Here is a 24,251-nt window from a genome sequence, read left to right as displayed (position 1 = left end):
TATAAAAAAATTTTGCTTAGTACTTCATTATTCCTTAAAGTACTGCACTTTCAGACAATCCTATATCACTTATGAACTTCAAATTTTTTGCCTTTGGAATGAGCATGTTATTTGCCATGGTGATTTGTGTTGTCATACTAACCATGATTGGCAATTTGTTCCTGACAAAAGATCAGCTTTCACAATTTATTGAACCTATATTCTTTTTAGGTTTTGTCTTTGTTGGATATTTTATTTATCAAAAAGCAATACCCAATAAATATATTCATGCATCTGCTTTATCTTTGGTACTTATTGCATTCATAGCATTATTTCTAGATGTGATGAAACAAGTCCCTACCCATTTATGGAAGTTTTTAGGTTTCAGCTTTATTCTTTTACAGCTTGGAATTTGTATAAATTTAACCATTTCTTATTTTAAAAAATCTTAATTTAAGATGAAAAAAAGCTCATTTTTATGAGCTTTTTTTAATTTAATGATGAACAAACTTAGAAATAAACATTATTCGGCAAATCAGTACCATTCACCCATAAATTTCCCACTGCATACGCTTTAAATTGAGCAGGATTATGCGAAGCCAGCGTTCGAATATTGCGCCAATGACGGTCTAAATCATATTTTAAGCGTGTAGATGAAGCACCAGTAACATCAAATAATAAACTTGCTGCTTTTAATGCCAATGGTTCAATTGATATTTTAACCAATGATGCCTCCAATGCAGCTTGATGACTGAGTTGATAATCTGTAATACCATCCTTCGTTGTTTTAAATGCTCGATCTTGTGCATGTGCTGCACTTAATACGGCATTTTCAACAATATATGAAGATGCAACAATTTCACCAACTTTTTCCAACAACAAAGGATCTTGTTTTGGGTCTTGATGAACCGCATAAACAAAAGTCCGTTGACGGCTTTTAACTAAATCTGTTGCTTCACGTGCAATGGCTTTCACAATTCCTGCAATCACAGAATGTAATAACAATTGGGTAAATGGTTTAAATTTGACTTGTTCAGCCTCAATAGGATGAATTTCGTCTGAATTGACAATTACTCTATCGAATTTTGTTGTTCCACTTGCCGTAAATTTTTGCCCTATTCCATCCCAATCATCTAAACGTAAAACACCTTTTCTATTTGTTGGAACAATGACAGATAAACCTAAATTATTTTCATCACTTACACGAATAGATACATAGTCTGCATAAAGTGTACCTGTAGAAAATATTTTAGTGCCCGTTACTTCGTAGTGATTTTCTACTTTTACTAGTCTTGTTTGATACTCTCCACTACCAACAACAGCCGAACTGACAGGCTCAGTAAATGCATTACCAATGACTTTTCCTTTAAGAATCTCTTCAATCCAATGTGCTTGAAATTTTGCATGATTCGATTTTAATAAATCTTCAACAAATTGAAAATGTGAGCGTAATATTTGTGGAATATCATTATCAAACTGAGCAATTTCAATAAAAATTTTAAATAGTTCCTCAATACTTACGCCTTTTCCGCCAAGTTCAATCGGTAGTCTTAACGCACCTAATTTAAGTTCTTTTATTTTCTCAATAGCTTTATAGGGTGCAGCCCCACCCAATATTTGACGTTCATTGGCATCTTGTTCTAAAAAGTTTAAAAAGTCTTTAAATTCCTGACTCTCAATATAGTCATATTTTCTATTTATTTTATTTTGACTCGGGTCAATAAATACAGTCATCCATATTCTCCAAAATTTAAAACGCTCTATTTTGTTCAAGGTTATTTTTAAAATGAGAAAATACCAACCAAGCAAATGTGATTAAGAATGACGTTTTTTAGATATATTTTTAATCGATTTCCATTACAATAAAAATGGTAAAACCATCCGTTTCATTTTTTTAAAACCATATAAATGATCCTTTTATTCAAAAATATATAAGTAGATGTGAGCTATATTTTAAAAATTAAAATTTCAAAATAAAAAAGAGGCATTAAGCCTCTTTTTTATTTATAAGATTCTCTGATGAAGTTTAACTAAGCCTGATTCGGATTTGTTAATTCCGTCATTGGCCAACGTGGTGTAGTGGTTACAGATAAACCATCCGTTTGCCCGTTTTTCAAACGTTGATAACCTGCAAATGCAATCATCGCACCATTATCAGTACATAAAGCAGGTTCTGCATAATAAACCTGTGCTTTAATTTTTGATAAACCTGCTTCTAAACGTTCACGCAAACGCTTGTTCGCACTTACACCACCAGCAATCACTAATCGCTTTAAACCTGTTTGCTTTAAGGCTTTTACAGATTTTTTCACCAAAGTATCTACAAGTGCTTCTTGGAAACTTGCTGCAATGTCTGCATCATGCTCTTCACCATTAAGCTTTTTAAGCTGTACGGAAACTGCTGTTTTTAAGCCGCTAAATGAAAAGTTTAACCCTTGATGCAACATTGGTCGTGGAAACTCAAACGCTTCTTTATTCCCTTGTTCTGCAAGCTTGGAAATGTTTGGACCACCTGGATATGGCAATTTCAACATTTTCGCTACTTTATCAAATGCTTCACCTGCTGCATCATCAATAGACTCACCGAGTAGCTCATATTGCCCAATTCCATATGCAGCCATCAATTGTGTATGCCCACCAGAGACCAATAAAGCGACAAACGGAAATTCTGGAGGAGTTTCAGACAATAATGGCGCAAGCATATGACCTTCCATATGATGAACGCCAATTGCAGGTTTATTTAAAGCAAAAGCTAAGGTTCGACCAAATAAAGCTCCTGTCATTAATGCGCCCATTAAGCCTGGACCACGAGTATAAGCAATCGCATCAATTTCAGATTTCTTTAAATTACTTTCTTCAAGCAATTGATTTATTAATGGAATTAACTTTCTAACATGATCACGAGATGCAAGCTCTGGTACAACACCACCATATTCAGCATGCAATTTAATTTGGCTGTAAAGTACCTGCCCTCGTAACCCTAACTCGCTGTCATACAACGCAAGTCCTGTTTCATCACAAGACGTTTCTAAGCCCAAAACGATCATTAAATTGCCTATAAATTGTATCAAATCAAATGCGAGACCTATTATAGACTTGTGGTATGAGATGTAAATGAGTAAAATACTGCACTTCACTTGTGATCTAAGACAATCCAGTCTAGATCTTATCCATAACTTAATGAGGATTCTTCATGCCACAAGTTAAATTGAAAGAAGGCGAACCAGTAGACGTAGCTATCCGTCGCTTCAAACGTTCATGCGAAAAAGCTGGTGTTTTAGCTGACGTTCGTAAACGCGAATTCTACGAGAAACCAACTCAAGAACGTAAACGTAAAAAAGCTGCTGCTGTTAAACGCTACCAAAAGAAATTGGCGCGTGAATCAGTACGTACTACTCGCCTTTACTAAGATTAATTTGTGATTGACTGCCTGGATAACTAAATGACTACTTTAAAAAACCAAATAACAGACGTTTTGAAAGCAACAATGCGTGCTAAAGAAATGTCAACGTTAACGGTAATTCGTGGTCTGCAGGCGGCAATTAAGCAAATCGAAGTCGATGATCGTGTTGAACTTGACGACGCTCAAGTTCTTGCGGTCATTGAAAAGCAAATAAAACAACGTAAAGAATCGATTAAAGCCTTTCTAGGTGCTAATCGAGATGATTTAGCTAGTAAAGAACAAGCCGAACTTGAGGTTTTATCTCAATTTCTACCAGAAGCTATGACTGAGGAAGAACTTGATTCTATCATTGCGCAAACTATCTCTGCGCAAGAAGCTACTAGCATGAAAGATATGGGTAAGGTGATGAACTCTCTGCGTCCGCTCATAGCCGGGCGCGCCGATCCTTCTCTAGTTTCTAGCAAAATTAAAGCGAAACTGGCTTAATATCTTAAATCAGTGAAATTACGTTGAACTGTCTTTGTAGAAAGTCAGTTCATAACGTCAAATTTAAAATACCACTAAAATAAAATAATTACCCCCTTTAAACTCATTACCGTTTCTTTTTATACCCTATACTGCCTTTCTTTTTGCATTTCAGTTAAACGCTTTTTAATTGTCTCCGACATGGCTAAATTTTCCTTAGATAAACGCTGCGCATGTAATAAAGATTTAATCGCGTCATCCTCCCAACCTGTCCAATACTGCACTTCTGCCCTATATCTCAATACATTAACGGTTCGTAAAGGATTTGTCTTATCTGCATTAGCAGATTGCTGCATCAACAACCATGCTGCCGAATCGATTGGATTCTTTCTTATAAATCTTTGAATTGCTGCCTGAGCTTCCGATTGCATATTTTTTCGAATCAATACTTCTGCAAGCTTAAAATTTAATGCACGATTTTCTGGAGTGACATTCGCTAAAGATTGAATTTCATTCAATGCTAAATCAATCTTATTTTGACCCAAGTAAATATCCGTTTGAATTAACGTTAATAAGTTATGAGATTTATTGTGTTTTTTAGCTTCATTTAATGCATTTTGTGCAGCAACATATTCACCTGAATTTAAATAATACGCAGCAAGTGCAATATAACTTGCCACACTATTTGTAGATACCAAATTTTTAAGCTGTTGTTCAGTACGTTGATTCGATAGCACTGCCGTATATTGTTTTAATATTTCAAAATCAGTCTGATCTAGCTTTTGTCGTACTTTGGGTAATTGCCTCGCCCGTAAACGTGCCTCACTCATTCGTTCTGTTGTAAGTGGATGTGTAAACCAAAAATCAGGTAAATAACTTACACGAGCAGTGGCACGGTTCATCACCTCAAAAAAGTCCGCCATACCCTCAGGGTTATATCCTGCAGCATACATATATTGCATACCAATACGGTCAGCTTCACGCTCTTGATTACGACTATAAGAAAGCTGTTTATCAATAAGCGCAGCCTGCGAACCCAACATAACAGCAGCACCTGCATTGGAGTCTGATTGCGTAGCAACCAAAGCCCCCACCAGAATACCTGCAAGCGCTAATAATCCTTGTCCTTTGAATGCTTCTTGCGAACGACTGTAATGACGTTGTGTAACATGTGCAATTTCATGCGACATCACCCCTACCACTTCGTCCATTGTTTTTGCAGATGTAATAAGACCTGTATTTAATGCGAATAAACCACCAGGTACCGCAAAAGCATTAATTTGATTATCATTAACCACAACCAAACCCACCGGTTTAGAAAGCTGAGTTTGACTTAAAATTTGAGTAAATATGGAAAATAACTGATCTTCCAACCATGGATTGTGAAGTACAGGCATTTGACGCTGTACTTCACGGTAAACTTTTTCGCCAATAAATTTTTCTTTTTGTTGATCTAAAAGTCCAACACCACTCCCAATTTCAGGAACATCAAATTGAGTTTTTTGATTAAATGAATGATCATCTGCACATGTCATTACCGAACTTAAACCAAGTCCAATTGCACATATAATTTTTTTCAAAATTAATCTCTATCCATGATGTCTACCTATTAAAATATAGCATTCAAATATGAATAGATATGCAATGATGTGTTATTTCATTGATAACAATGAAGCATTCACAACATATTGTGGTTGCTTCCCATCTAAAACATCCACCAAGTTTTGGTAAGCAAGTTCTGCCATTTTTTTACGTGTGCTTGCGGTTGCTGAGCCAATATGCGGTAGCGTAACCACATTATCGAGTTCAAATAACTCAGAGCTTTGTAATGGTTCTGTTTGATAAACATCCAGACCTGCTGCAAATATTTTTCTATTTTTCAAAGCTTGAATTAATGCATTTTCATCAATAACAGCACCACGAGAAATATTAATAATGACGGCATGTTTCTGCATTAAGTTGAGTTCTTTTTCACCAATTAATGCTTGAGATTCTGCATTTGAATCTACCACCACAACAACATAATCGGAACGCTGCAACAATTCAGTCAAACTACAATATTGCGCACTTAAAGAATGTGCAATCTCTGGTTTTGGCTTACGGTTATGATATAAAACATTCATATTAAAGCCATAAAACCCCCGTCTCGCAATTGCTGCACCAATATGCCCTAAACCAATAATACCCAATGCTTTGCCATGAATATCCTGACCAAACTCATCAGCTCCGATTGTACGTGTCCATTCACCATTTTTCACCCAACGATCAAGTGATGGGACTTTTCTTGCAGCACTCATCAGTAATGTAAATGCCAAGTCAGCGGTACTTTCAGTTAGAACATGCTGGGTATTACACAGCAGAATATTTTTATCATTCAAATAATTTAGGTCGTAATTATCATAACCAACACTTACGCTAGAAATCACTTTTAGCTTTGTTGCAGAATGTAGGTTACTTTCATTTAGTAAGCGACCTGCACCAATTAAGGCATCTGCATGCGTAACTTCTTTTAATATTTGTTCATTTAAATCACCCAGTTTAGGGTTGATTACACTTACATCATATTTTTCTTTAAGTTTTTCTAATACTTCTAAATCTATTTGGCTAAATACCACGACTTTTTTACGCATTGCTTTCCCTTTCATCCCGTTTTAGTTTGTATAAATTTCCATAACCTTTTTTTCAATAGAGGCTCATCTAACATTTCTTGCAAACTTGCCAAATGTGTAATGTTCGATTTTTGATAATGGGGAATTTCCCCCAAAGTTAAGATATTTTTATCCATGGAAATAACATCCAAGAAACCTTGGATATAACTTTCAACAGCATAACCATCTTGTAAATCTGGTAGCGCAAATGGCCAATTTAATTCAGAAAATTCAGCATGAATGCCACGCTGTATATTTGCCCACAAAAGTTGTTGGTCAGCAGTAATATTCGACCCTTCCATTAAAATAACCAAATAAGGTAAAACCAAAGCCTGAATATTAAATGACTCTATTTTCAGTGCAGGACGAACATCTTGCTCAATAATAGGCTCAAGTGGTTTTTCTTTTGATTGCTCAAGAACTTTTTCAGACTCAAAAGATACAATTGGATCTGGTAAAAGTGGAACTTTTTCAATAATCGGCTGGTGATGAGGAATTTGTTCCATCACAAGCTCTACAGTATTTTGATCGCGCCAAATACTTGGGTTTGATAATTCTTGGCACACAGCTCCTCTAGAAATCCAAACATCAATTCCTAAGCTTGCTAATACTTCACGTGAATGCCCAATCATCAAATTTTCTACACTAAATTATCTATTAAATTTCTATGCCTATTCTAACGACAATACGTTTAATTTTCTCTTATATTTAAACCACTAAATTAAATAATGATCAAACTGTTTTTCTTATGCATCAATTCCACAATTTCATCGCTTTCAAAACCTAGTCGCCAATATAAAAGTTCTAAAACATCAAGCTCATCTTGCGTGATAATTCGATCATTCCATAAACAAACTTCAGCAATACTTAGAATATTTAAGCGTTCTCGCAATAATAAACCCGACATATCTTGTAATATATCCGCTAAATCTATCGGCTCGTCCGAAATATCTTCATAAAAAACCACTTCCTCTGGAGTTAGAATTCGACTTAATATTCTCTCTCGAACTTCTAACTGACTTTCACTATTAATTTGTTGAACATGTAAAAGTGCATCAATTAAGCGGACGATATGAAGTTTTACTTCTGCTAAAGATGTTGGAATATGGGTTGGTAAAAGGTTTAACTCATATTTTACACGCTCTAATAGCAAAGCATCTAATAAGCCAATTTCACCATCTTCTTGAATGATTTTTGCCAGTTTTGTTAAAAATTGACGCGCAACACTCAAAGGCATTCGACCAATATTGCCACAAGCCTCATGAAAAATAGCGACATGAATACGTCCATCTTCATTTAATAATGCATCAACAATTGCACGACTTACTTCTGCATCTGCAGGAATAAATTCACGATATTGGCGAATCATGAGAATGGCAACCATCACTTCACGTGAGCCTGTAGAAGTTTGTAGCGCACGTTGAATTAACTCTGGGCGAGTCATGTTCGCACGAACCTCAGGATTCAAAGGCTTAATGGCATCTTTCAATGCAAAACTAATGGGAGACAAGCGCAGCAATGGCAGTGGCTGTGGTGATTCCCATGGCGTGGCATAATCTGCACTCAACTCTTCTAAAGAGCGAAATAAACTAAACCAAGGTAAATAACGAATTTTTTTTAAATTTTCGAGCTGTAAATCTTTAACCAAAGCTGGATCTAATTCAAAAATCCTCGCTTCAATACTTGGATGAATATTCATCCAACTTTGTGGGCTTAAAGAGTTTGCAAAACACATATGTGAGATAGATTCTGAAAATTCACTATGTATTTGCGAGCCTGCATGATGCACATAAATACGCAATAAAATTTGAATATTGGCATTATTTTTAATCAGTTTTTTTGTATTTAAATCATTTTCAAATGTACGCCCGCTTAATGTGATGTATTTAACCAATCGATTAATCAAAACACCTAAGCTACCCACCAACCAAATTACACCACCCAATGCAATAAAAGCCGTTGAAAGCTTATGCGGATCTTGCATATAGTTCCGATTAAACCCTCTTTTCGCCAATTTACTTCCCAACTGGCTAAACGAGGTCAAACTACTATATAAAATTTTAATTTTTGTATTTTTTGCAGTTTCGCCAGATAAAATACGATTAAATTCATGACTTAACAGACCATATAACTCTTGTTGATCTAAATTTTGTAATGCCCCCCACGTTAAGATAATCACGATATCTTTAGGATGAAAACCCGCTGTTAAGGCATTCACACCCACTTCATCTGGCAAGACATATACAGCAGGTGTTTCTATTTTAAATTTTTTCGCTAAGTTTGAAACAATTGTTAATGCTGCATATTCTTCTGGCGTACTTTCTAAAAAATTCAAAGATCGTGCTTTTAATTTTTTTGCTAAAGAATGTCCACCCGACCGATGGATATAGCATTCAATGGCTATAGACACACACATAATAGAAAAAATAATAATGACAGAACACAGACTAAATTCATTCAATAAGATGGCTTGGCTCTGATCAAAATAATGAACAACAACCCCAAGAAGAATATTAAATATCCCAAGCGTTAAAATGACCGCAATAGCCCAAATACAGGTTGTTAAAACCATATTTTTATTTTTTATAAAATAATAACTTACATCCTTCAATGTAAATTTTCCCAATATTTTTGCTGTCTATAGGAACATCATAAATTAAAAAAGCGGGAATTTCCCGCTTTTCTATGAACAAGAAAAAATTTATTCTTCTTGCAAACCTGTCAAATCTACAGATGCCGCATCAACATTTACGTCAATATAACCATCTTTACGTTTTTTTGCGCTTTCGTTACGTTGATTTTGCAAATTATCTAAATATGCTTCATCAATACCGCCCGCAACATAAACACCATTAAATACCGAGCAATCAAAGTCTTTAACTTCAGGTACTTTTGTGGTTCTTACTGCATCTTTTAAATCTTCCAAATCTTGGAAAATTAAGCGATCTGCACCAATAATTTCACGAATTTCTTCAACGCTACGACCTGATGCAATAAGCTCAGTTCTTGCTGGCATATCAATACCATAAACGTTTGGATATTTTACCATTGGCGCTGCTGAAGCAAAAAATACTTTTTTTGCACCTGCATCACGCGCCATTTGGATAATCTCATTACACGTTGTACCACGCACAATGGAGTCATCCACAAGTAAAACATTTTTGTTTTGGAACTCAAGCTCAACAGGGTTCAGCTTTTGACGAACCGATTTTTCACGTTGTTGTTGACCAGGCATAATAAATGTACGACCGATATAACGGTTTTTCATAAAGCCTTCACGGAATTTCACACCCAAGAAGTTTGCAAGTTCTAAGGCTGAAGTACGCGATGTATCTGGAATTGGGATAACAACATCAATATCATGTTCTTCACCCCACTCACGCGAGATTTTTTGCGCAAGTTTTTCGCCCATTTTCAAACGCGCTTTGTAAACTGAAATACCATCAATAGTTGCATCTGGACGTGCGAAATAGACATATTCAAAAATACATGGACGATATTCAGAGTTTTCAGCACATTGTTTTGTGAATAATTGACCATCTGCATCAATAAAAATTGCTTCACCAGGAACAACATCACGTTCTGTTTTAAAACCTAAAGACGTTAATGCAACAGATTCAGAGGCCAAGATATATTCTTTACCCAATTCTGTGTCACGTGAACCTAAAATTAATGGACGAATACCATTTGGATCACGGAAACCAATAATGCCATGACCTGTGATCATTGCAACAACTGCATATCCACCTTTACAACGCTCATGTACACGCGTTACAACATGGAAAATATCTTCTGCTGTTGGGTTTAACTTACCACGATTTTGCAGCTCATGTGCCAATACGTTTAGCAACACTTCAGAGTCTGAATCTGTATTCATATGACGTAAGTCAGTTTTGAATAAGTCATCATGTATTTCTTTTGCGTTGGTTAAATTACCATTGTGTGCCAAGGTAATACCGTACGGAGAGTTTACGTAAAAAGGTTGTGCTTCAGCACTGCTTGAAGAACCTGCAGTAGGATAGCGTACATGACCAATGCCGTAATTACCTTGTAATGCACGCATGTGACGTGTATGAAACACATCACGAACCATACCATTGTCTTTACGAAGGAATAAACGCCCTTCATGACATGTCACGATACCCGCCGCATCTTGTCCACGATGTTGTAACATCGTCAAAGCATCAAACAACATTTGGTTAACAGGCGATTTACCAGCTATACCAACAATTCCACACATAACAACCTCGCAGACAAGCTAGGATTAATAAAAAGGATTATTTGTTGATTCATCTGATTTTTCACTACTTTTTTGTGAATGTTCAGATGATAAACCCGAAGATTTCGGAGCATCTTCAGGTTTCATGTGCTTTAAAGCTTCATTTGCAGCTTCTTTAGACAATTCAGTTGCCCAAGGTGCATACGGAAGTAAATGTTGTATGAATTTAGATTGTTTCCAATGCGGTGAGCTTTCAACCCAAGGTCCAATCCCTTGCATTGTGACAAGCACAACCAATAATCCTTTCAATGTACCAAATGCACCGCCAGCCAATCTATTTAATGGCCCAAGCTTAAGCGATTTCAGTATTCCATTTAAAAGGGATGTCACAATCCATGTTGATACAATAATCACTAAAACAATGAAAGCAAACGCAGATATCTTTTGAACGACTGGATCTGAGCTCAGTGGAATCATGAGAGGCGCTAGGCTTGAAGAGTATTTTGCAGCAATAATGAGTGCAAAAATCCATCCAACCAAGTTCGCAAAGGCTTTAATGAATCCTTGTCGCAAACCGTTTAGCCCTCCAATGAGCAGAATGATCAATATAAAGACATCTAATGTATTCATATTACAGCGCGTTAATACAATCTTTAATTAAGTCTGGACCTGTATAGATTAAACCACTATACACCTGAACAAGACTTGCACCCGCTTCACGCTTCGCAACAGCTTGTTCACCAGACAGGATTCCACCCACACCAATGAGTGGAACTTGACCATTTAATGCTTTGGAAAAAGCAGACAAACATGCCGTACTCTTTTCAAATACAGGCGCACCAGATAAACCACCCGCTTCTTCGCCAAAAGGTAAACCTTCTACACCTTCACGAGATAAAGTGGTATTTGTAACGATCAATCCGTCAATCTTAAACTCAATCAACTGTTTCGAAATAAATTGAATGTCTTCAGCTTCTAAATCTGGCGCAACTTTTAAAACCAAAGGAACGTAATGTTGATGTTCTTCAGCCAATTCAAGCTGACGATCTTTCAAAGTTGAAAGCAATTCTGTTAAAGCATCGCCACTTTGTAAGCTTCTCAGGTTTTTCGTATTAGGCGAAGAAATATTTACCGTAATATACGATGCATAGTTATAAACTTTTTCTAAGCAAATGAGATAGTCATCTACTGCATTTTCAACAGGCGTATCCGCATTTTTACCAATATTAATCCCCAAAATTCCTTTGAATTTTGATGCCTTAACATTTTCAATGAGTTGATCCACCCCATCATTATTAAAACCCATACGGTTAATAATGGCTTTCGCTTTTGGTAAACGGAATAAACGAGGGTGTGGATTACCTGCTTGTGGACGTGGTGTGATGGTACCAATTTCAATAAAGCCAAAGCCTAAATCTGCTAATGCATCTATATATGCACCGTTTTTATCTAGACCTGCAGCCAAACCAACAGGGTTTGGAAATTGAATTCCCATACACATTACAGGTTTTGAGGGAACATTTTTTCGCATCAAGCCCATTTTATGGGTTGATTTCAATAAAGATAATGTCAGCTCATGTGCACGCTCTGGTGCTAAAGAAAACAACAAAGGGCGAGCAAGAGAATACAACATATCGGTAAAAGTCTACTGCTTTTTAAGTCGACACATTATAGGCATAGGTCGTAGAAAACACCATGCTTTGCAGTGTTTTATTTTTACCAGTTGATGCCCTATTGCCGATAATTCATACGATCAACTTTAAGAAATTAACACATATCAACACTTAATTTTTATTGTGTTATTTATGTAATAAATATCAATACAACATAGCATTTTTACATTTCACAAAATTTCGATACTAAGACTGAGGAATAAAGGCTTTTAATTGTGTAGATAACCCTGCCGCAATAACAGCTTGATCATAAATTCGTGCCTCAGCTAAAGAAAATGGCTGAAATGAATCTGACGTTAAAATTGAAGAAATATACGCAATGACATTCATATGACAAACCACTGCAATCGATTCATAAGGCAATTGTGACAACCACTCTACTGCAACTTTTGCATCGTCTTCAGGTTTAATGGTATTGCAAATTACCACAGGTACATCTTGAAAATGTTTTTGCAAATGAGCGAGTGTTTCTTGTGCTCTTAATAAAGGACTAACGACAAAAACTTCAGGTTTTATTATGTTTTTTAAATAATCTGCAGTTTCTTCTGCTTGTATATGACCACGAGGCGTTAATGGTCTTTTTTCATCATTACCAAAAATTGCAGGAATCGCTTCGCCATGGCGAACTAGTGTGAGCTGCATAAAAATATCCCTATCTGAATATACAAAGAGTATAACCTGCAGATGATGACAATTTGATATCATAAATTATCATCATCTTATTCATTTTTTAGCTACGTTGATGTGGCAGTACAAATTCAACATCACTTCGATGCCCTGTTTTCATCATAGAAAATGCGATAGATATTGGTGGCGCACCTTCAAAAACAATTTCATATAAAGCACAGGTAATTGGCATATATACACCAAGCGCTTCAGAACGTGTTCGAACTTGAGCAATAGTATTAATACCTTCTGCCGTTTGCCCCAATTCAGTGGTTGCTTGTTCTAAAGTTTTCCCTTTACCGAGTGAAAAACCCACTTGATAGTTCCGACTGAGTGGACTATTACAGGTTGCAAATAAATCACCCACACCAGATAAACCTAAGAAAGTCAGTGGATTCGCACCTAATTCAACAGCAAATCGGCTCATTTCCGCCAAAGCACGTGTCAAAATCATACTTTTGGTGTTTTCACCCACTTCAAATGCGGCAGCCATCCCCATTGCTACAGCATAAATATTTTTAAGCGCACCACCTAACTCGACACCATTTACATCATCACTTGCGAATACGCGAAATAAAGCACTATGCAAGGCTTGCTGAACTGCGCTGCGCACAAGCTCTGAATCACTTGCAATAACAGTTCCCGCAGGTTGTCCCGCTACAATTTCTTTGGCTAAGTTTGGCCCTGAAAGCACCCCAAAAGGAACTTCAGGAAGTTCTTCTTGAATAATGTCACTCATAAAACTAAAAGTATCGGCTTCAATACCTTTTGTTAAAGATACAATTGCTTGTGAACTAATAAATGGTTTAATTTGACGTAAAACATCGCGGAAAGAATGACTCGGAATTGCCACTAAAATAATATCGCGATCGCGTACCGCCACTTCAATATCAGAAACCGCTTTTAAATTTTTCTCTAATGGAAAATCTGGCAAATAACGTTTATTGATATGTGTTTCGTTTATTTCTTTTGCTGTTGCTTCATCACGAATCCAAATGATCGTATCGCAACCATTACGCACAGCCGTATTTGCCATTGCCGTTCCGAAACTACCACCACCTAAAATCGTTACACGCAACCCTGTTTGCTTATTCAGATTTTCTGTACCCGCTAAGCTCGCAAAATCCAATTCAGACATTTATTTACATCCTAAAATTTATAATTTATTTATTCCAAAAACGAACAAAATCATGCGTATTTATTTCTGTACGTGGCGGAATTGCTTTAACTGCCGTGCCAATATAAATAATGCCCGAAATTAAATCATTCTCACCCAACTTCAAAGCTTGTTTGAAATGTTTAGATTCAACAACAGCTCCACTACGCCACATGGTCGAAAAACCTTGTGATTGTAAAGAAAGTAAAAAGTTTTGAATGGCAGCACCCGTACTTAAGGTTTGCTCAAAATAAGGTACTTTTGCATGATCAACAAATTGAGTTAAAGCCAAAACCAATAAAGGCGCACGATATGGATGATGCTTAACACGCTCTAATTGTGCAACTTCAGTCTGTCCCATATCTGCCAAAGCTTGTGACAACAACTCACCAAAAGCATCTCGCTGATCTTCTGGAATAATGACAAATCTGGTTGGTTTGAGTCTATGATGATCTGGTGCTGTAAGTGCCGCAAGAAATGCTTTTTCTAATTGTTCTGAATTTGGTGCTGGCTCAACCAAGTGACCAATAGACTGACGTTGATGAATATTTTGATGAATGATATCGACCGCTGTATCCGTCATTGACTTCTTAATCTGCTTAAAAATTTAATTAAGATTAGCATAAACTCATCCATACGCCACATGAGTTAATTTTTATTTGATCACCCAATAATGCATTAAAATAAATGTAAATTTAACTCAACCACAGTTTTCTACCATAATGTTTATAATTTCATACAATTACTTCACTATAAACACTAAAATCTATGTTCAAATAAATGAATAACACCACTTCGAGATAAAACAAAATGAAAAAAATACTTACAATCAGCTCAGCATTTTTAGCCACTTTAGTATTAAGTGCTTGTAGCTCAAACCCAACAATGAACACGCTTGCGATACAAAAAGCAGATAATCAATACGAAGTGACAGGTTTAGGTAAGTCTGAAGTCCTTGCTAAAAATAATGCTGTTATTGCTGCAAATAAAACCTGCGGAAAATTAACCGCTATTATTTCAGATCAGAAAACAACATATAACGGTGCTTTAAAAAGCATCGTCGATGAGCAAACAGGTAAAATGATTCAAGCTGCTGCAAGCGTACTTGGCACAATTGCAGGTAAAAGCGCAGATATTTCTAAAGATGATGATTACCAAACAACGCTAACCTTTAAATGTGAAGCAAAATAACTTAGCCACATAAATTACAAACATAAAAAAACCGCTTATTAAAGCGGTTTTTTAAAGCTAATAATTCGAAATTAACAATAACCATCTAAACGAGTAAGTGGCAATTTTTGACCAATTGCTTTTTCAATTTCAGGAAGATAGAACGCATCATCTTCAGATAAGAAACTAATACTTACACCACTTGTTCCCGCACGACCTGTACGACCAATACGATGTACATAATCATCAGACTGTTCAGGTAAAGTAAAATTAATGACATGTGAAACACCATCAACATGAATACCACGCCCTGCAACATCTGTTGCAATCATAATATTATGCTGACCATTTTTAAATTGATCGAGCATTTTCAAGCGTTTGTCTTGTGCAATTTCACCCGACAACATCACCACTTTATAGCCATCACGCTTTAAATGATCATACAATTTACGCACTTGATCACGTCGATTTGCAAAAATCATGACTTTTTCAATGGGTTCATCACGTAGAATTTCCTCTAACAGTTTATATTTATCTGTTTTAGCAACCATATATACACGTTGTTCTACGTCTGCATTGGTTTTCTTTTCAGGTTCAATTTCAACCGTTACAGGATCACATAGCCATTGCTGTGCAAGATTTAAAACATCATAGCTAAATGTTGCAGAGAACATGAGTGTTTGACGTTGCTCTTTACGTGGCGAATAACGAACAATACGTTTTACCGATGGAATAAAGCCCATATCAAGTAAACGGTCTGCTTCATCAATCACCAAAAATTCAATCTGATCTAACCAAACTTCTTTTTGTTCAACAAAATCGATTAAACGACCTGGTGTGGCTACAATAATATCGACAAAGTTTTTACTTAATTCTGCTTTTTGCTTTTCAAAATCTACACCACCCAATAAAGTGACTAAATGTAGATCTGTATATTTTGTTAATTCTTTCGCATCACTTTCAATTTGCAATGCCAATTCACGTGTAGGCGCTAAAATAAGTGCACGTGTTTCACCACGAAATCGTTGTTCTTTAATCGGGTTATTTAATAAGTCATTAATTACACTTACAAGAAAGGCAGCAGTTTTACCCGTGCCTGTTTGTGCACGACCAATTGCGTCATGTCCTGCTAACGTGAATTTTAAAACCTTTTCTTGAATTGATGTCATTTTAGTGAAGCCTAATGCATCAATTGCCTTTTTCAAATTTGGATGTAAATTTAAGGTTTCAAAACCAGCTGACATATTAATGTGCACTCACTCATAAATAGAAATATTTTAATCATTATAAACAAAAAAACGCTCCAATAAACATTGGAGCGTTTTTTATTAGTCTAATTTTTCAATTAGTCTAACGGCTGAACTTCTTCAGCTTGGAAGCCTTTTTGGCCTTTAACAACACTGAATTCTACGCGTTGGCCGTCACGAAGTGAACGGTGGCCATCGCCTTGAATAGCGCGGAAATGAACGAATACGTCATCACCGCCATTGCGTTGAATAAAACCAAAACCTTTAGTGTCATTAAACCACTTAACTACGCCTTGTTCGCGAGCAGCTGTCATAAGTTAATCCTCATAGACTTAATTGAAGGACCACCCGGTGTTGCAAGCAGCAGACCAACAAAGCCTAAAAATTTCATTCTTTCTAAACTTATAATCATTCTGTGAAACTATTAACAAAATCCGGTTACATCCATTTCTAACTAGGTTGCCCAATAACTTTATAGTTACCGTAACCCCTAATTCATTTCGAGCTTATCATGGGTTTCTGACAAATAATAGAGTTTTTTCATATATCTTATTCAGATTTAAGCCTATTTATTTATCATGAATTAATTTAAGCATTTAATCTTGTTCAGAATAAATAAAAAAATCACACTTTCGCTTTTTTATGCCATTTATTAGTATAATTGAAGCGTTTTTAAACGGTTTTAAAACTTAATGGAAGATGTAAAACAAGCAATAGATATCATTGATGCCATGGGGAAACCCTGCCCAATGCCACTATTAATGCTAAAACGTGCCTTAAAAAGTGCTTCGAGTCAGCAGTTTTTACTCAAATCATCTGACCCACATAGCCAACAAGATGTTCTACGTTATTGCCAAATTAACAATCTAAAATGTGATATACAGTGTATTTCAAAGCACGAATTTCATTATATAATTACGCGTTAATTGCATTTTTTGATCTATTGGCATAAAAAATTACATTTCTTCACCATTTCCACTTAATTTAGTCGGTTATTCGCATTAATATGAATGTCATTGATATTTCATCGACACATCCTAAAGGAGTTCCTATGAGTGACAGCAGCAATCAGTTGATGCCCCTGTCATTATCAGCGCCAGGTTCAAACCTTGGGGCTTATATTAGTACTGTCAATCAAATTCCAATTTTAACTGCCGAACAAGAAAAAGAGTTGGCTGATCGCTATTTTTACGATCAAGATTTAGACGCAGCAAAAATGTTAGTGATGTCTCACTTACGTTTCGTGGTTCATATTGCCCGTAGTTATGCAGGTTATGGCTTACCACAAGGCGATTTAATTCAAGAAGGTAACTTAGGTTTAATGAAAGCTGTAAAACGTTTTGACCCAACTATGGGCGTGCGTTTGGTTTCATTTGCTGTGCATTGGATTAAAGCCGAGATTCATGAATATGTAATTCGTAACTGGCGTATTGTCAAAATTGCGACCACAAAAGCACAACGTAAATTATTCTTTAATTTACGCAGCTTAAAAAAATCGAGTAAAAAACTTACTTTAGCTGAAGCACAATCTATTGCGAAAGACTTAAATGTGACCGCAGAGCAAGTGCTAGAAATGGAAGGTCGTTTAACTGCCTACGATGCTGCATTTGAAGCATCTGGCGATGATGACGATGAAGGTTCTACTTATGTAGCCCCTGCACTTTATTTGGAAGATAACCGTTACGATCCTGCAAATTTAGTTGAAAATGAAGATTATGAAGAACAAAGTACTGCCGCGCTTCATGATGCCATGGGACAACTTGATGATCGCTCACGCACTATCCTACAACGTCGTTGGTTAGATGATGATAAATCTACCCTACATGAACTTGCTGCCGAATATAATGTATCAGCAGAACGTATTCGCCAATTAGAAAAAAATGCCATGGAAAAAATTAAAGTTGCAATGTCTTCGAATTAATTTTCTTCAAAATAAAAATGGGCTTCGTGCCCTTTTTTATTGTTTAAAATTTGTTTTGAGCATCTATACCATTTAATCAAATAAGAAAATTATGCTAAGGTTAAGCGCAAATTTTGTATAAGTGAGATGACTTATGTGGCTTGCTATTTCCGCTTTAAATTTAGCATTTGCAGTCATACTTGGGGCATTTGGGGCGCACGGACTAAAAGCACATGCAACAGAAGCTCAATTAAGTTGGTGGCAAACAGCAACTGACTATTTTTTCTATCATGCTTTAGGGTTGTTGGCTTTAGCGATTATTGCGAAAGTTGTGCCAAACTTACCTATTAAAACCAGTTTTCTACTCATCCAAATAGGTATTTTCTTTTTCTGTGGTTCTTTATACATCATGGCTTTAGGCTTACCACGTGGTTTAGGTGCAATTACCCCTATTGGTGGCGCGTTGATGATTGCAGGATGGTTAATTCTTGCATGGAATGCATTTAAATACGCCAAATAATGGCAAATTAGGGAAACCAAAGTGCAAATTTACTTAAATGGCGAACTTCAAAATACTGCATGTTCCAACTTATTAGAACTTATTCAGGAACTTGCTCTAGAGGGCAAACGCTTTGCTGTTGAACATAATGAAATGATTATTGCGAAAAGCAAATTACAGCAAAGTATCATTAACGATAAAGATCAAATAGAAATTATACATGCCGTCGGTGGCGGCTAAATTGGAGCTTCCATGGAAGATACCCCCCTTATTATTGGTTCACGTACGTTTAATTCTCGCCTGCTTGTAGGGACAGGTAAATACAAAGATTTAAACGAAACCGATCTTGCTATTCAAGCAAGTGGTGCAGAAATTGTGACTGTGGCAATTCGACGCGTGAATATTGGTCAACATCCAGATCAACCCAATTTACTTTCTGTTGTGCCTCCTGAAAAGTATACAATTCTCCCAAATACTGCAGGTTGTTTCGATGCAAATAGCGCTGTGCGTACTTGTATGCTTGCTCGTGAATTGTTAGATGGTCATAACTTAGTAAAACTTGAAGTTTTGGGTGATGAAAAAACCTTATATCCAAACATCACAGAAACCCTAAAAGCAGCGCGTACTTTAATTGACGATGGCTTCGAGATTATGGTGTATACCTCGGATGACCCGATTGTTGCGCAAGAACTTGAAAGCATGGGCTGTGTTGCGATTATGCCACTTGGTAGTTTAATTGGTTCTGGTTTAGGTATTTTAAACCCACATACTCTTTCTATTATTAAAGAAAATGCGAAAGTTCCTGTACTTGTAGATGCAGGTGTAGGTACAGCAAGTGATGCAGCTATTGCTATGGAGCTTGGTTGCGATGGCGTATTAATGAATACTGCTATTGCTGCTGCGAAAAACCCTATTTTAATGGCTTCTGCCATGAAAAAAGCGGTTGAAGCAGGTCGTGAAGCATTTTTAGCAGGTCGTATGCCACGTAAACGTATGGCAAATGCAAGCTCGCCTGAAACAGGTTATTTTTTTAAATAGCTTTTTTAAATAATCATTTGAATATTTAAATGAAGAATAAATAAAAAAGGACTCATCTGAGTCCTTTTTTATTTCACAATATTCAATAGATTTCTTTCGCAAGAAAATGAAAGATCTTGAATAGATTAAGGAATTAAACCTTCATCTCGCATTGCAATTTGCACAGACTGACGTGCAGCCACTTTATTACGCAGCGCAACAACATTTTGGTATGGCGTTAAATCATGATGAATTAAGTTTGACCAATTGGTAATCACAAATAAATACGCATCTGCAGGGCCAAAATTATCATCAACTAAATATTCATTGTCAGATTTCGCAATCGTGTCATCGATATATTTCAACAAACGATCAATTTCAGCATAGGCTTTTTGCTTCGCTTCATCATCTAATGTTGCACCAAAAAATACGGCATAAGCATCATGTAATTCTGAGTTTAGGTAGCCTAGCCACTCTAAAACTTTTGCTCGCCCCAAACCCGATGGTGGAATAAGGTCTTGTTTAGGATCATGTTGTGCTAAAAAAGGAAGAATTGCGACATTTTCAGTTAAAATTAAACCCGGATTAATTTCCAATGCAGGCACATAACCTTTCGGGTTAATGGTGTAATAATCTGTGCCTTTTTCTGTGATATGTGTTTTTGTATTAACGCGCTCTAAATCAAAATCTACATTAATTTCATTTAAAATAATATGTGATGCAAGTGAACATGCACCCGGTGAATAATAAAGTTTCATTCTTGATCCTTGTTATATCTCTATACTCTGTTTTAAATTGCTTCTGTCAAACTTTCAAGTGAAGAAACTTACTTATTTTTAGAAAATCGTAACTGTTAACTGCACATTTACATCTTCAATATTGTTCAATTGAATGAATTAATCAAGTCGAATATTCATACTTTTTTAAACAAAGTTGATTTAACATAAGCGACTTTAAAGTTTATTGAATATTGCACGTGATTAGCTTAAAAAAAGATGAATGGTTTTCCAACATACGCACCGATGTTTTGGCAGGTTTGGTGGTTGGCTTAGCTTTAATTCCTGAATCAATTGCATTTTCTGCTATTGCAGGCGTAGATCCTCAAGTCGGTTTATACGCATCTTTTTGTATTGCTGTTTCTATTGCATTTTTTGGCGGACGCCCTGCCATGATTTCAGCAGCAACAGGTGCGCTTGCCTTGTTGATGATTACACTTGTAAAAGAACATGGTTTGCAATATTTACTTGCCGCAACCGTACTTACAGGCATTATTCAAGTGATTGCAGGTTATTTTAGAGTTGCCAAACTCATGCGTTTTGTTTCGCAATCTGTGGTGTATGGTTTTTTAAATGCTTTGGCGATTTTAATTTTTGTCGCTCAACTTCCTGAAATCAGTAAAATGGATACCACAGCATATCTATTTGTGGGCTTAGGTTTAGCCATTATTTATTTATTCCCCTACCTGCCTAAAATTGGAAAAACTATTCCATCACCGCTGATTTGTATTGTAGTTTTAAGCTGTTTAGCACTTTTTTTAGGCGCAGATATGCGTACAGTAAGCGATTTAGGTACATTCCCAGATACTTTACCTATTTTCCTCATTCCGCAAATTCCACTCAACTTTGAAACACTCAGCATTATTTTTCCGTATTCCATAACTTTAGCAACTGTTGGCTTACTTGAAACCATGATGACAACAACAGTGGTGGATGAAGTTACCCAAACCGAAAGTGACAAACATAAAGAATGTCGTGGTCAAGGTTTTGCCAATATTGTCAGTGGCTTTATGGGCGGTATGGCAGGTTGTGCCATGATTGGTCAATCGATTATTAACGTGAGTTCGGGCGCACGTACACGTCTTTCTACACTTGTTGCAGGTATATTCCTACTTTGTTTGGTTGTATTTTTAAAAGATTGGCTTGCTTATATTCCTATGGCTGCACTTGTTGCCATTATGATTATGGTGTCATTTACCACTTTCCAATGGCATTCAATTCAGCAATTTAAAAACCATCCATTGTCTTTTAATGTGGTGATGATTGCTGTGATTATTGTAGTCATTGCGACACATAATTTGGCACTTGGTGTATTTGTTGGTGTTCTACTGTCTGCATTATTCATCATTAATAAGCTAGAAAGTTCGGTAAAAGTTGAATCTACACTTCGTAACAATGAACGTAAATATATTGTTTCAGGACAGATTTTCTTTAGCAGTTCAGATAAATTTTTCCAATTTTTCGACTTTAAAGAAAATGTTAAATCTGTAGAACTTGATTTAACCCATGCACATATTTGGGATGTAACTTCTGTGAACATGTTTAACAGCGTGGTGAAGAAATTCAATGAGAAAAATATTGAAGTGAATATTGTTGGATTAAATGAAGCAAGTAGCACCTTAATAGATAAATATAATTAGTTTGAAAGAAGAAAAGAGCCTATTTGGCTCTTTTCTTGTATTTTTTGTTCAATTTTTAGATAAAGCCATATAAAAGTTTGACTTGTCAGGCTCAGCACTTAAAATATCGCATTCGTAGTTTTTAACATTGCCAAAATTATGTCGAACGATCAATTAGACCAGCAAGTCGTAGAGCTGGAAAACCTGAATGAGAACCGTGAAATCGTAACTTTCATGCGTCGTTCATCTCCACTAAATACTTCTCAACGTACTGCGCTTGAACAATACGGTCAGCTAATTTTGGAATACCCAGTGGGTGATTTACGCCAACACTTTGAACATCCAGAACGCCCGCTAACTGTGGAAATTGGTTTTGGTATGGGACGTTCATTGGTACTTATGGCAAAAGCCAACCCTGAACGCAACTATGTGGGTATTGAAGTACACATTCCTGGTATTGCACAGTGCGTATATGAAGCAGGTATGGCAGGCTTAACAAATTTACGCTTACTTGATGCAGATGCAATTCAAGTATTACGTGAAATGCCTGATAACAGTATTAATGCTATTCAATTGTACTTCCCTGACCCTTGGCAAAAGAAACGTCATTTCAAACGTCGTTTTGTTTCACATGACCGCATGCCATTGGTTGAGCAAAAGTTAGAGATGGGTGGTACATTCCATTCTGCAACTGACTGGGAACCATATGCTGAATGGATGTTAGATGTTTTAGACAACCGTCCAAATCTTGAAAATATGGCAGGAAAAGGCAACAGCTACCCTCGTCCAGATTGGCGCCCACAAACGAAATTTGAGCGTCGTGGTTTAGAAGAAGGTCATAAAATTAACGACTTCCTCTTCAAGAAAATCAAATAAGATTTAAGGGCTCAATAAGAGCCCTTTTTCTTGGATAAATTTTGCTACAACACAACTAAAAGCAATCTAATCTCTATTGATGTCGTTGTAAAATTTGCTGACTGAGCAATTGATACACCGCTTTTAAATCTTCTCGTTGATCTTGCTTTAACATATTTGTATGCATGTGAATGATATTTTCATCGCCACGCATTGCAGGCCCTGTTTGCATATCTTTAGGGTCATTGACCAATGCTTTATGGGCTGTTTCTTCAATTAAGGGATACAACAAACTGAAATCGACATGTTTATCATCTACAATTTGTTTTGCCATGTCACAACAATAATTACTAAAGTTACAAGCAAAGACAGCGGCTAAATGTAAACTTAACCGTTGCTCTGAACTGTAAGAATACACTCTATTGCTTAGGCTATTTGCTAAATCAAGCAAACATGCTAAATCTTGCTCATTCATAGCTTCCACAAATAATGGTGTATTTTTCCAATCTATTTCACGTTCCAAACTAAAGGTTTGTAGCGGATAAAAAACACCTGATTTTTCATGTTTTTCACCCAATATGTTTAAATGCGTACTTCCTGAAGTATGCACAATACAGACATCTTTCAAATATGGGCTAATTTGTCCAATGACATCTGCAATCGATTGATCACTTACCGCAATAATCATTAAATCAATATTGGCATGGATCGATTTAAAATCTGCAATGGCCTCTGCCTGAACTTGGTTCGCAAGCCACTGTGCTTTCTCTAAGTTTCGACTAAAAATTTGCACAATTTGATGATGCTCACTTAAAACTTTCGCTAAATGATTTGCAACACGTCCTGCACCAATAAAACTAATTTTCATAATTTCTACACAACATTCCTTTGTTACAGCATGCCAATAAAAAAAGGCCGAATCAATTCGTCCTTTTTTTTATGTTTAAATATTAACTTGC

27 protein-coding genes are annotated in these 24,251 nt (G+C 36.2%); 11 read left to right on the top strand and 16 right to left on the bottom strand.

All coding sequences use genetic code 11. The annotated features are described in order from the left end of the window. Positions 1-104: 104 nt before the first annotated feature. Positions 105-431: a hypothetical protein gene (locus tag GTK57_RS11880; protein WP_152873659.1), complete on the top strand. Its 327-nt coding sequence runs from the start codon at positions 105-107 to the stop codon at positions 429-431. A gap of 58 nt (positions 432-489) precedes the next feature. On the opposite strand, the gene GTK57_RS11875 is transcribed toward GTK57_RS11880, so the two are convergent. Both GTK57_RS11875 and tsaD read right to left on the bottom strand, forming a co-directional pair. Continuing rightward, positions 490-1,713: an acyl-CoA dehydrogenase family protein gene (locus GTK57_RS11875; RefSeq protein ID WP_152873658.1), complete on the bottom strand. Its 1,224-nt coding sequence runs from the start codon at positions 1,711-1,713 to the stop codon at positions 490-492. Between the two features lie 296 nt (positions 1,714-2,009). Further along, on the bottom strand, positions 2,010-3,026 hold the full coding sequence (tsaD, locus tag GTK57_RS11870) for a tRNA (adenosine(37)-N6)-threonylcarbamoyltransferase complex transferase subunit TsaD (protein WP_152873657.1): 1,017 nt from the start codon (positions 3,024-3,026) through the stop codon (positions 2,010-2,012). 146 nt (positions 3,027-3,172) lie between these two features. Between tsaD and rpsU the strand changes: the two genes are divergently transcribed. Continuing rightward, the gene (gene rpsU / locus GTK57_RS11865; RefSeq protein ID WP_001136722.1) at positions 3,173-3,388 is read left to right on the top strand and encodes a 30S ribosomal protein S21; all 216 of its coding nucleotides are present in this window, start codon (positions 3,173-3,175) and stop codon (positions 3,386-3,388) included. Positions 3,389-3,421: 33 nt separating this feature from the next. Then, complete coding sequence (locus GTK57_RS11860) at positions 3,422-3,868, top strand: GatB/YqeY domain-containing protein (protein ID WP_152873656.1); 447 nt, start codon at positions 3,422-3,424, stop codon at positions 3,866-3,868. Between the two features lie 119 nt (positions 3,869-3,987). Here GTK57_RS11860 and GTK57_RS11855 read toward each other — a convergent pair whose 3' ends face one another. The 10 genes from GTK57_RS11855 to GTK57_RS11810 all read right to left on the bottom strand — a co-directional run bounded on the left by GTK57_RS11855 (position 3,988) and on the right by GTK57_RS11810 (position 14,792). Then, positions 3,988-5,427, bottom strand: coding sequence for a M48 family metalloprotease (locus GTK57_RS11855; protein WP_378226822.1), 1,440 nt, complete (start codon positions 5,425-5,427; stop codon positions 3,988-3,990). A gap of 72 nt (positions 5,428-5,499) precedes the next feature. Then, the gene (locus tag GTK57_RS11850) at positions 5,500-6,477 is read right to left on the bottom strand and encodes a 2-hydroxyacid dehydrogenase (RefSeq protein WP_152873655.1); all 978 of its coding nucleotides are present in this window, start codon (positions 6,475-6,477) and stop codon (positions 5,500-5,502) included. 11 nt (positions 6,478-6,488) lie between these two features. Next, positions 6,489-7,127, bottom strand: coding sequence for a hypothetical protein (locus tag GTK57_RS11845; RefSeq protein WP_152873654.1), 639 nt, complete (start codon positions 7,125-7,127; stop codon positions 6,489-6,491). Positions 7,128-7,216: 89 nt separating this feature from the next. Next, positions 7,217-9,106, bottom strand: coding sequence for a M48 family metallopeptidase (locus tag GTK57_RS11840; protein ID WP_152873653.1), 1,890 nt, complete (start codon positions 9,104-9,106; stop codon positions 7,217-7,219). Between the two features lie 90 nt (positions 9,107-9,196). Further along, positions 9,197-10,735: an amidophosphoribosyltransferase gene (gene purF / locus GTK57_RS11835; RefSeq protein WP_152873652.1), complete on the bottom strand. Its 1,539-nt coding sequence runs from the start codon at positions 10,733-10,735 to the stop codon at positions 9,197-9,199. 24 nt (positions 10,736-10,759) lie between these two features. After that, complete coding sequence (locus GTK57_RS11830) at positions 10,760-11,344, bottom strand: CvpA family protein (RefSeq protein ID WP_152873651.1); 585 nt, start codon at positions 11,342-11,344, stop codon at positions 10,760-10,762. 1 nt (position 11,345) lies between these two features. Continuing rightward, positions 11,346-12,347, bottom strand: coding sequence for a quinone-dependent dihydroorotate dehydrogenase (locus tag GTK57_RS11825; RefSeq protein WP_152873650.1), 1,002 nt, complete (start codon positions 12,345-12,347; stop codon positions 11,346-11,348). A gap of 226 nt (positions 12,348-12,573) precedes the next feature. Next, positions 12,574-13,029, bottom strand: coding sequence for a SixA phosphatase family protein (locus GTK57_RS11820; protein ID WP_152873649.1), 456 nt, complete (start codon positions 13,027-13,029; stop codon positions 12,574-12,576). An 88-nt stretch (positions 13,030-13,117) separates the two neighbouring features. After that, positions 13,118-14,191, bottom strand: a complete 1,074-nt coding sequence (locus tag GTK57_RS11815) for an NAD(P)H-dependent glycerol-3-phosphate dehydrogenase (RefSeq protein WP_152873648.1) — start codon at positions 14,189-14,191, stop codon at positions 13,118-13,120. A gap of 25 nt (positions 14,192-14,216) precedes the next feature. Continuing rightward, complete coding sequence (locus GTK57_RS11810; protein ID WP_152873647.1) at positions 14,217-14,792, bottom strand: nitroreductase family protein; 576 nt, start codon at positions 14,790-14,792, stop codon at positions 14,217-14,219. 227 nt (positions 14,793-15,019) lie between these two features. On the opposite strand from GTK57_RS11810, the gene GTK57_RS11805 reads away from it, so the two are divergent. Then, positions 15,020-15,400, top strand: a complete 381-nt coding sequence (locus tag GTK57_RS11805; protein WP_152873646.1) for a putative periplasmic lipoprotein — start codon at positions 15,020-15,022, stop codon at positions 15,398-15,400. Between the two features lie 71 nt (positions 15,401-15,471). Here the strand turns inward: GTK57_RS11805 and rhlB are convergent, their stop codons facing one another. Beyond that, positions 15,472-16,623, bottom strand: coding sequence for an ATP-dependent RNA helicase RhlB (gene rhlB / locus GTK57_RS11800; protein WP_152873645.1), 1,152 nt, complete (start codon positions 16,621-16,623; stop codon positions 15,472-15,474). 101 nt (positions 16,624-16,724) lie between these two features. Further along, entirely contained in the window at positions 16,725-16,940 is a 216-nt protein-coding gene (locus GTK57_RS11795; RefSeq protein ID WP_004280099.1) for a cold-shock protein, read from the bottom strand. A gap of 378 nt (positions 16,941-17,318) precedes the next feature. On the opposite strand from GTK57_RS11795, the gene GTK57_RS11790 reads away from it, so the two are divergent. The 5 genes from GTK57_RS11790 to GTK57_RS11770 all read left to right on the top strand — a co-directional run bounded on the left by GTK57_RS11790 (position 17,319) and on the right by GTK57_RS11770 (position 20,063). Then, a complete protein-coding gene (locus GTK57_RS11790) occupies positions 17,319-17,552 on the top strand; it encodes a sulfurtransferase TusA family protein (protein WP_152873644.1) in 234 nt (77 codons plus the stop codon). Positions 17,553-17,677: 125 nt separating this feature from the next. Beyond that, positions 17,678-18,547, top strand: a complete 870-nt coding sequence (rpoH, locus tag GTK57_RS11785; RefSeq protein WP_152873643.1) for an RNA polymerase sigma factor RpoH — start codon at positions 17,678-17,680, stop codon at positions 18,545-18,547. Positions 18,548-18,680: 133 nt separating this feature from the next. Next, positions 18,681-19,046 (top strand): DUF423 domain-containing protein, encoded by a 366-nt coding sequence (locus GTK57_RS11780; RefSeq protein WP_152873642.1) that lies wholly within the window; start codon positions 18,681-18,683, stop codon positions 19,044-19,046. Positions 19,047-19,067: 21 nt separating this feature from the next. Then, positions 19,068-19,265, top strand: a complete 198-nt coding sequence (thiS, locus tag GTK57_RS11775; RefSeq protein WP_163123823.1) for a sulfur carrier protein ThiS — start codon at positions 19,068-19,070, stop codon at positions 19,263-19,265. Positions 19,266-19,277: 12 nt separating this feature from the next. Next, positions 19,278-20,063 carry a thiazole synthase gene (locus GTK57_RS11770; protein WP_152873641.1) on the top strand — a complete coding sequence of 262 codons (786 nt, stop codon included), beginning with the start codon at positions 19,278-19,280 and terminating at the stop codon, positions 20,061-20,063. A 125-nt stretch (positions 20,064-20,188) separates the two neighbouring features. On the opposite strand, the gene GTK57_RS11765 is transcribed toward GTK57_RS11770, so the two are convergent. Then, positions 20,189-20,800, bottom strand: coding sequence for a glutathione binding-like protein (locus tag GTK57_RS11765; protein WP_152873640.1), 612 nt, complete (start codon positions 20,798-20,800; stop codon positions 20,189-20,191). Between the two features lie 218 nt (positions 20,801-21,018). On the opposite strand from GTK57_RS11765, the gene GTK57_RS11760 reads away from it, so the two are divergent. Together GTK57_RS11760 and trmB are read left to right on the top strand one after the other, a co-directional pair. Beyond that, positions 21,019-22,458 (top strand): SulP family inorganic anion transporter, encoded by a 1,440-nt coding sequence (locus GTK57_RS11760; RefSeq protein WP_163123820.1) that lies wholly within the window; start codon positions 21,019-21,021, stop codon positions 22,456-22,458. Positions 22,459-22,596: 138 nt separating this feature from the next. Next, complete coding sequence (gene trmB, locus GTK57_RS11755) at positions 22,597-23,313, top strand: tRNA (guanosine(46)-N7)-methyltransferase TrmB (RefSeq protein ID WP_152873638.1); 717 nt, start codon at positions 22,597-22,599, stop codon at positions 23,311-23,313. A gap of 73 nt (positions 23,314-23,386) precedes the next feature. On the opposite strand, the gene GTK57_RS11750 is transcribed toward trmB, so the two are convergent. Beyond that, positions 23,387-24,160: a Rossmann-like and DUF2520 domain-containing protein gene (locus tag GTK57_RS11750; protein WP_152873637.1), complete on the bottom strand. Its 774-nt coding sequence runs from the start codon at positions 24,158-24,160 to the stop codon at positions 23,387-23,389. Between the last annotated feature and the right edge of the window lie 91 nt (positions 24,161-24,251).

The sequence above is a fragment of the Acinetobacter portensis genome, assembly GCF_010646905.1.
Classification (GTDB): Bacteria; Pseudomonadota; Gammaproteobacteria; order Pseudomonadales; family Moraxellaceae; genus Acinetobacter; species Acinetobacter portensis.
The sequence above is the reverse complement of the archived record's forward strand: the minus strand, read 5'-3'. Positions and strand labels throughout refer to the sequence as shown.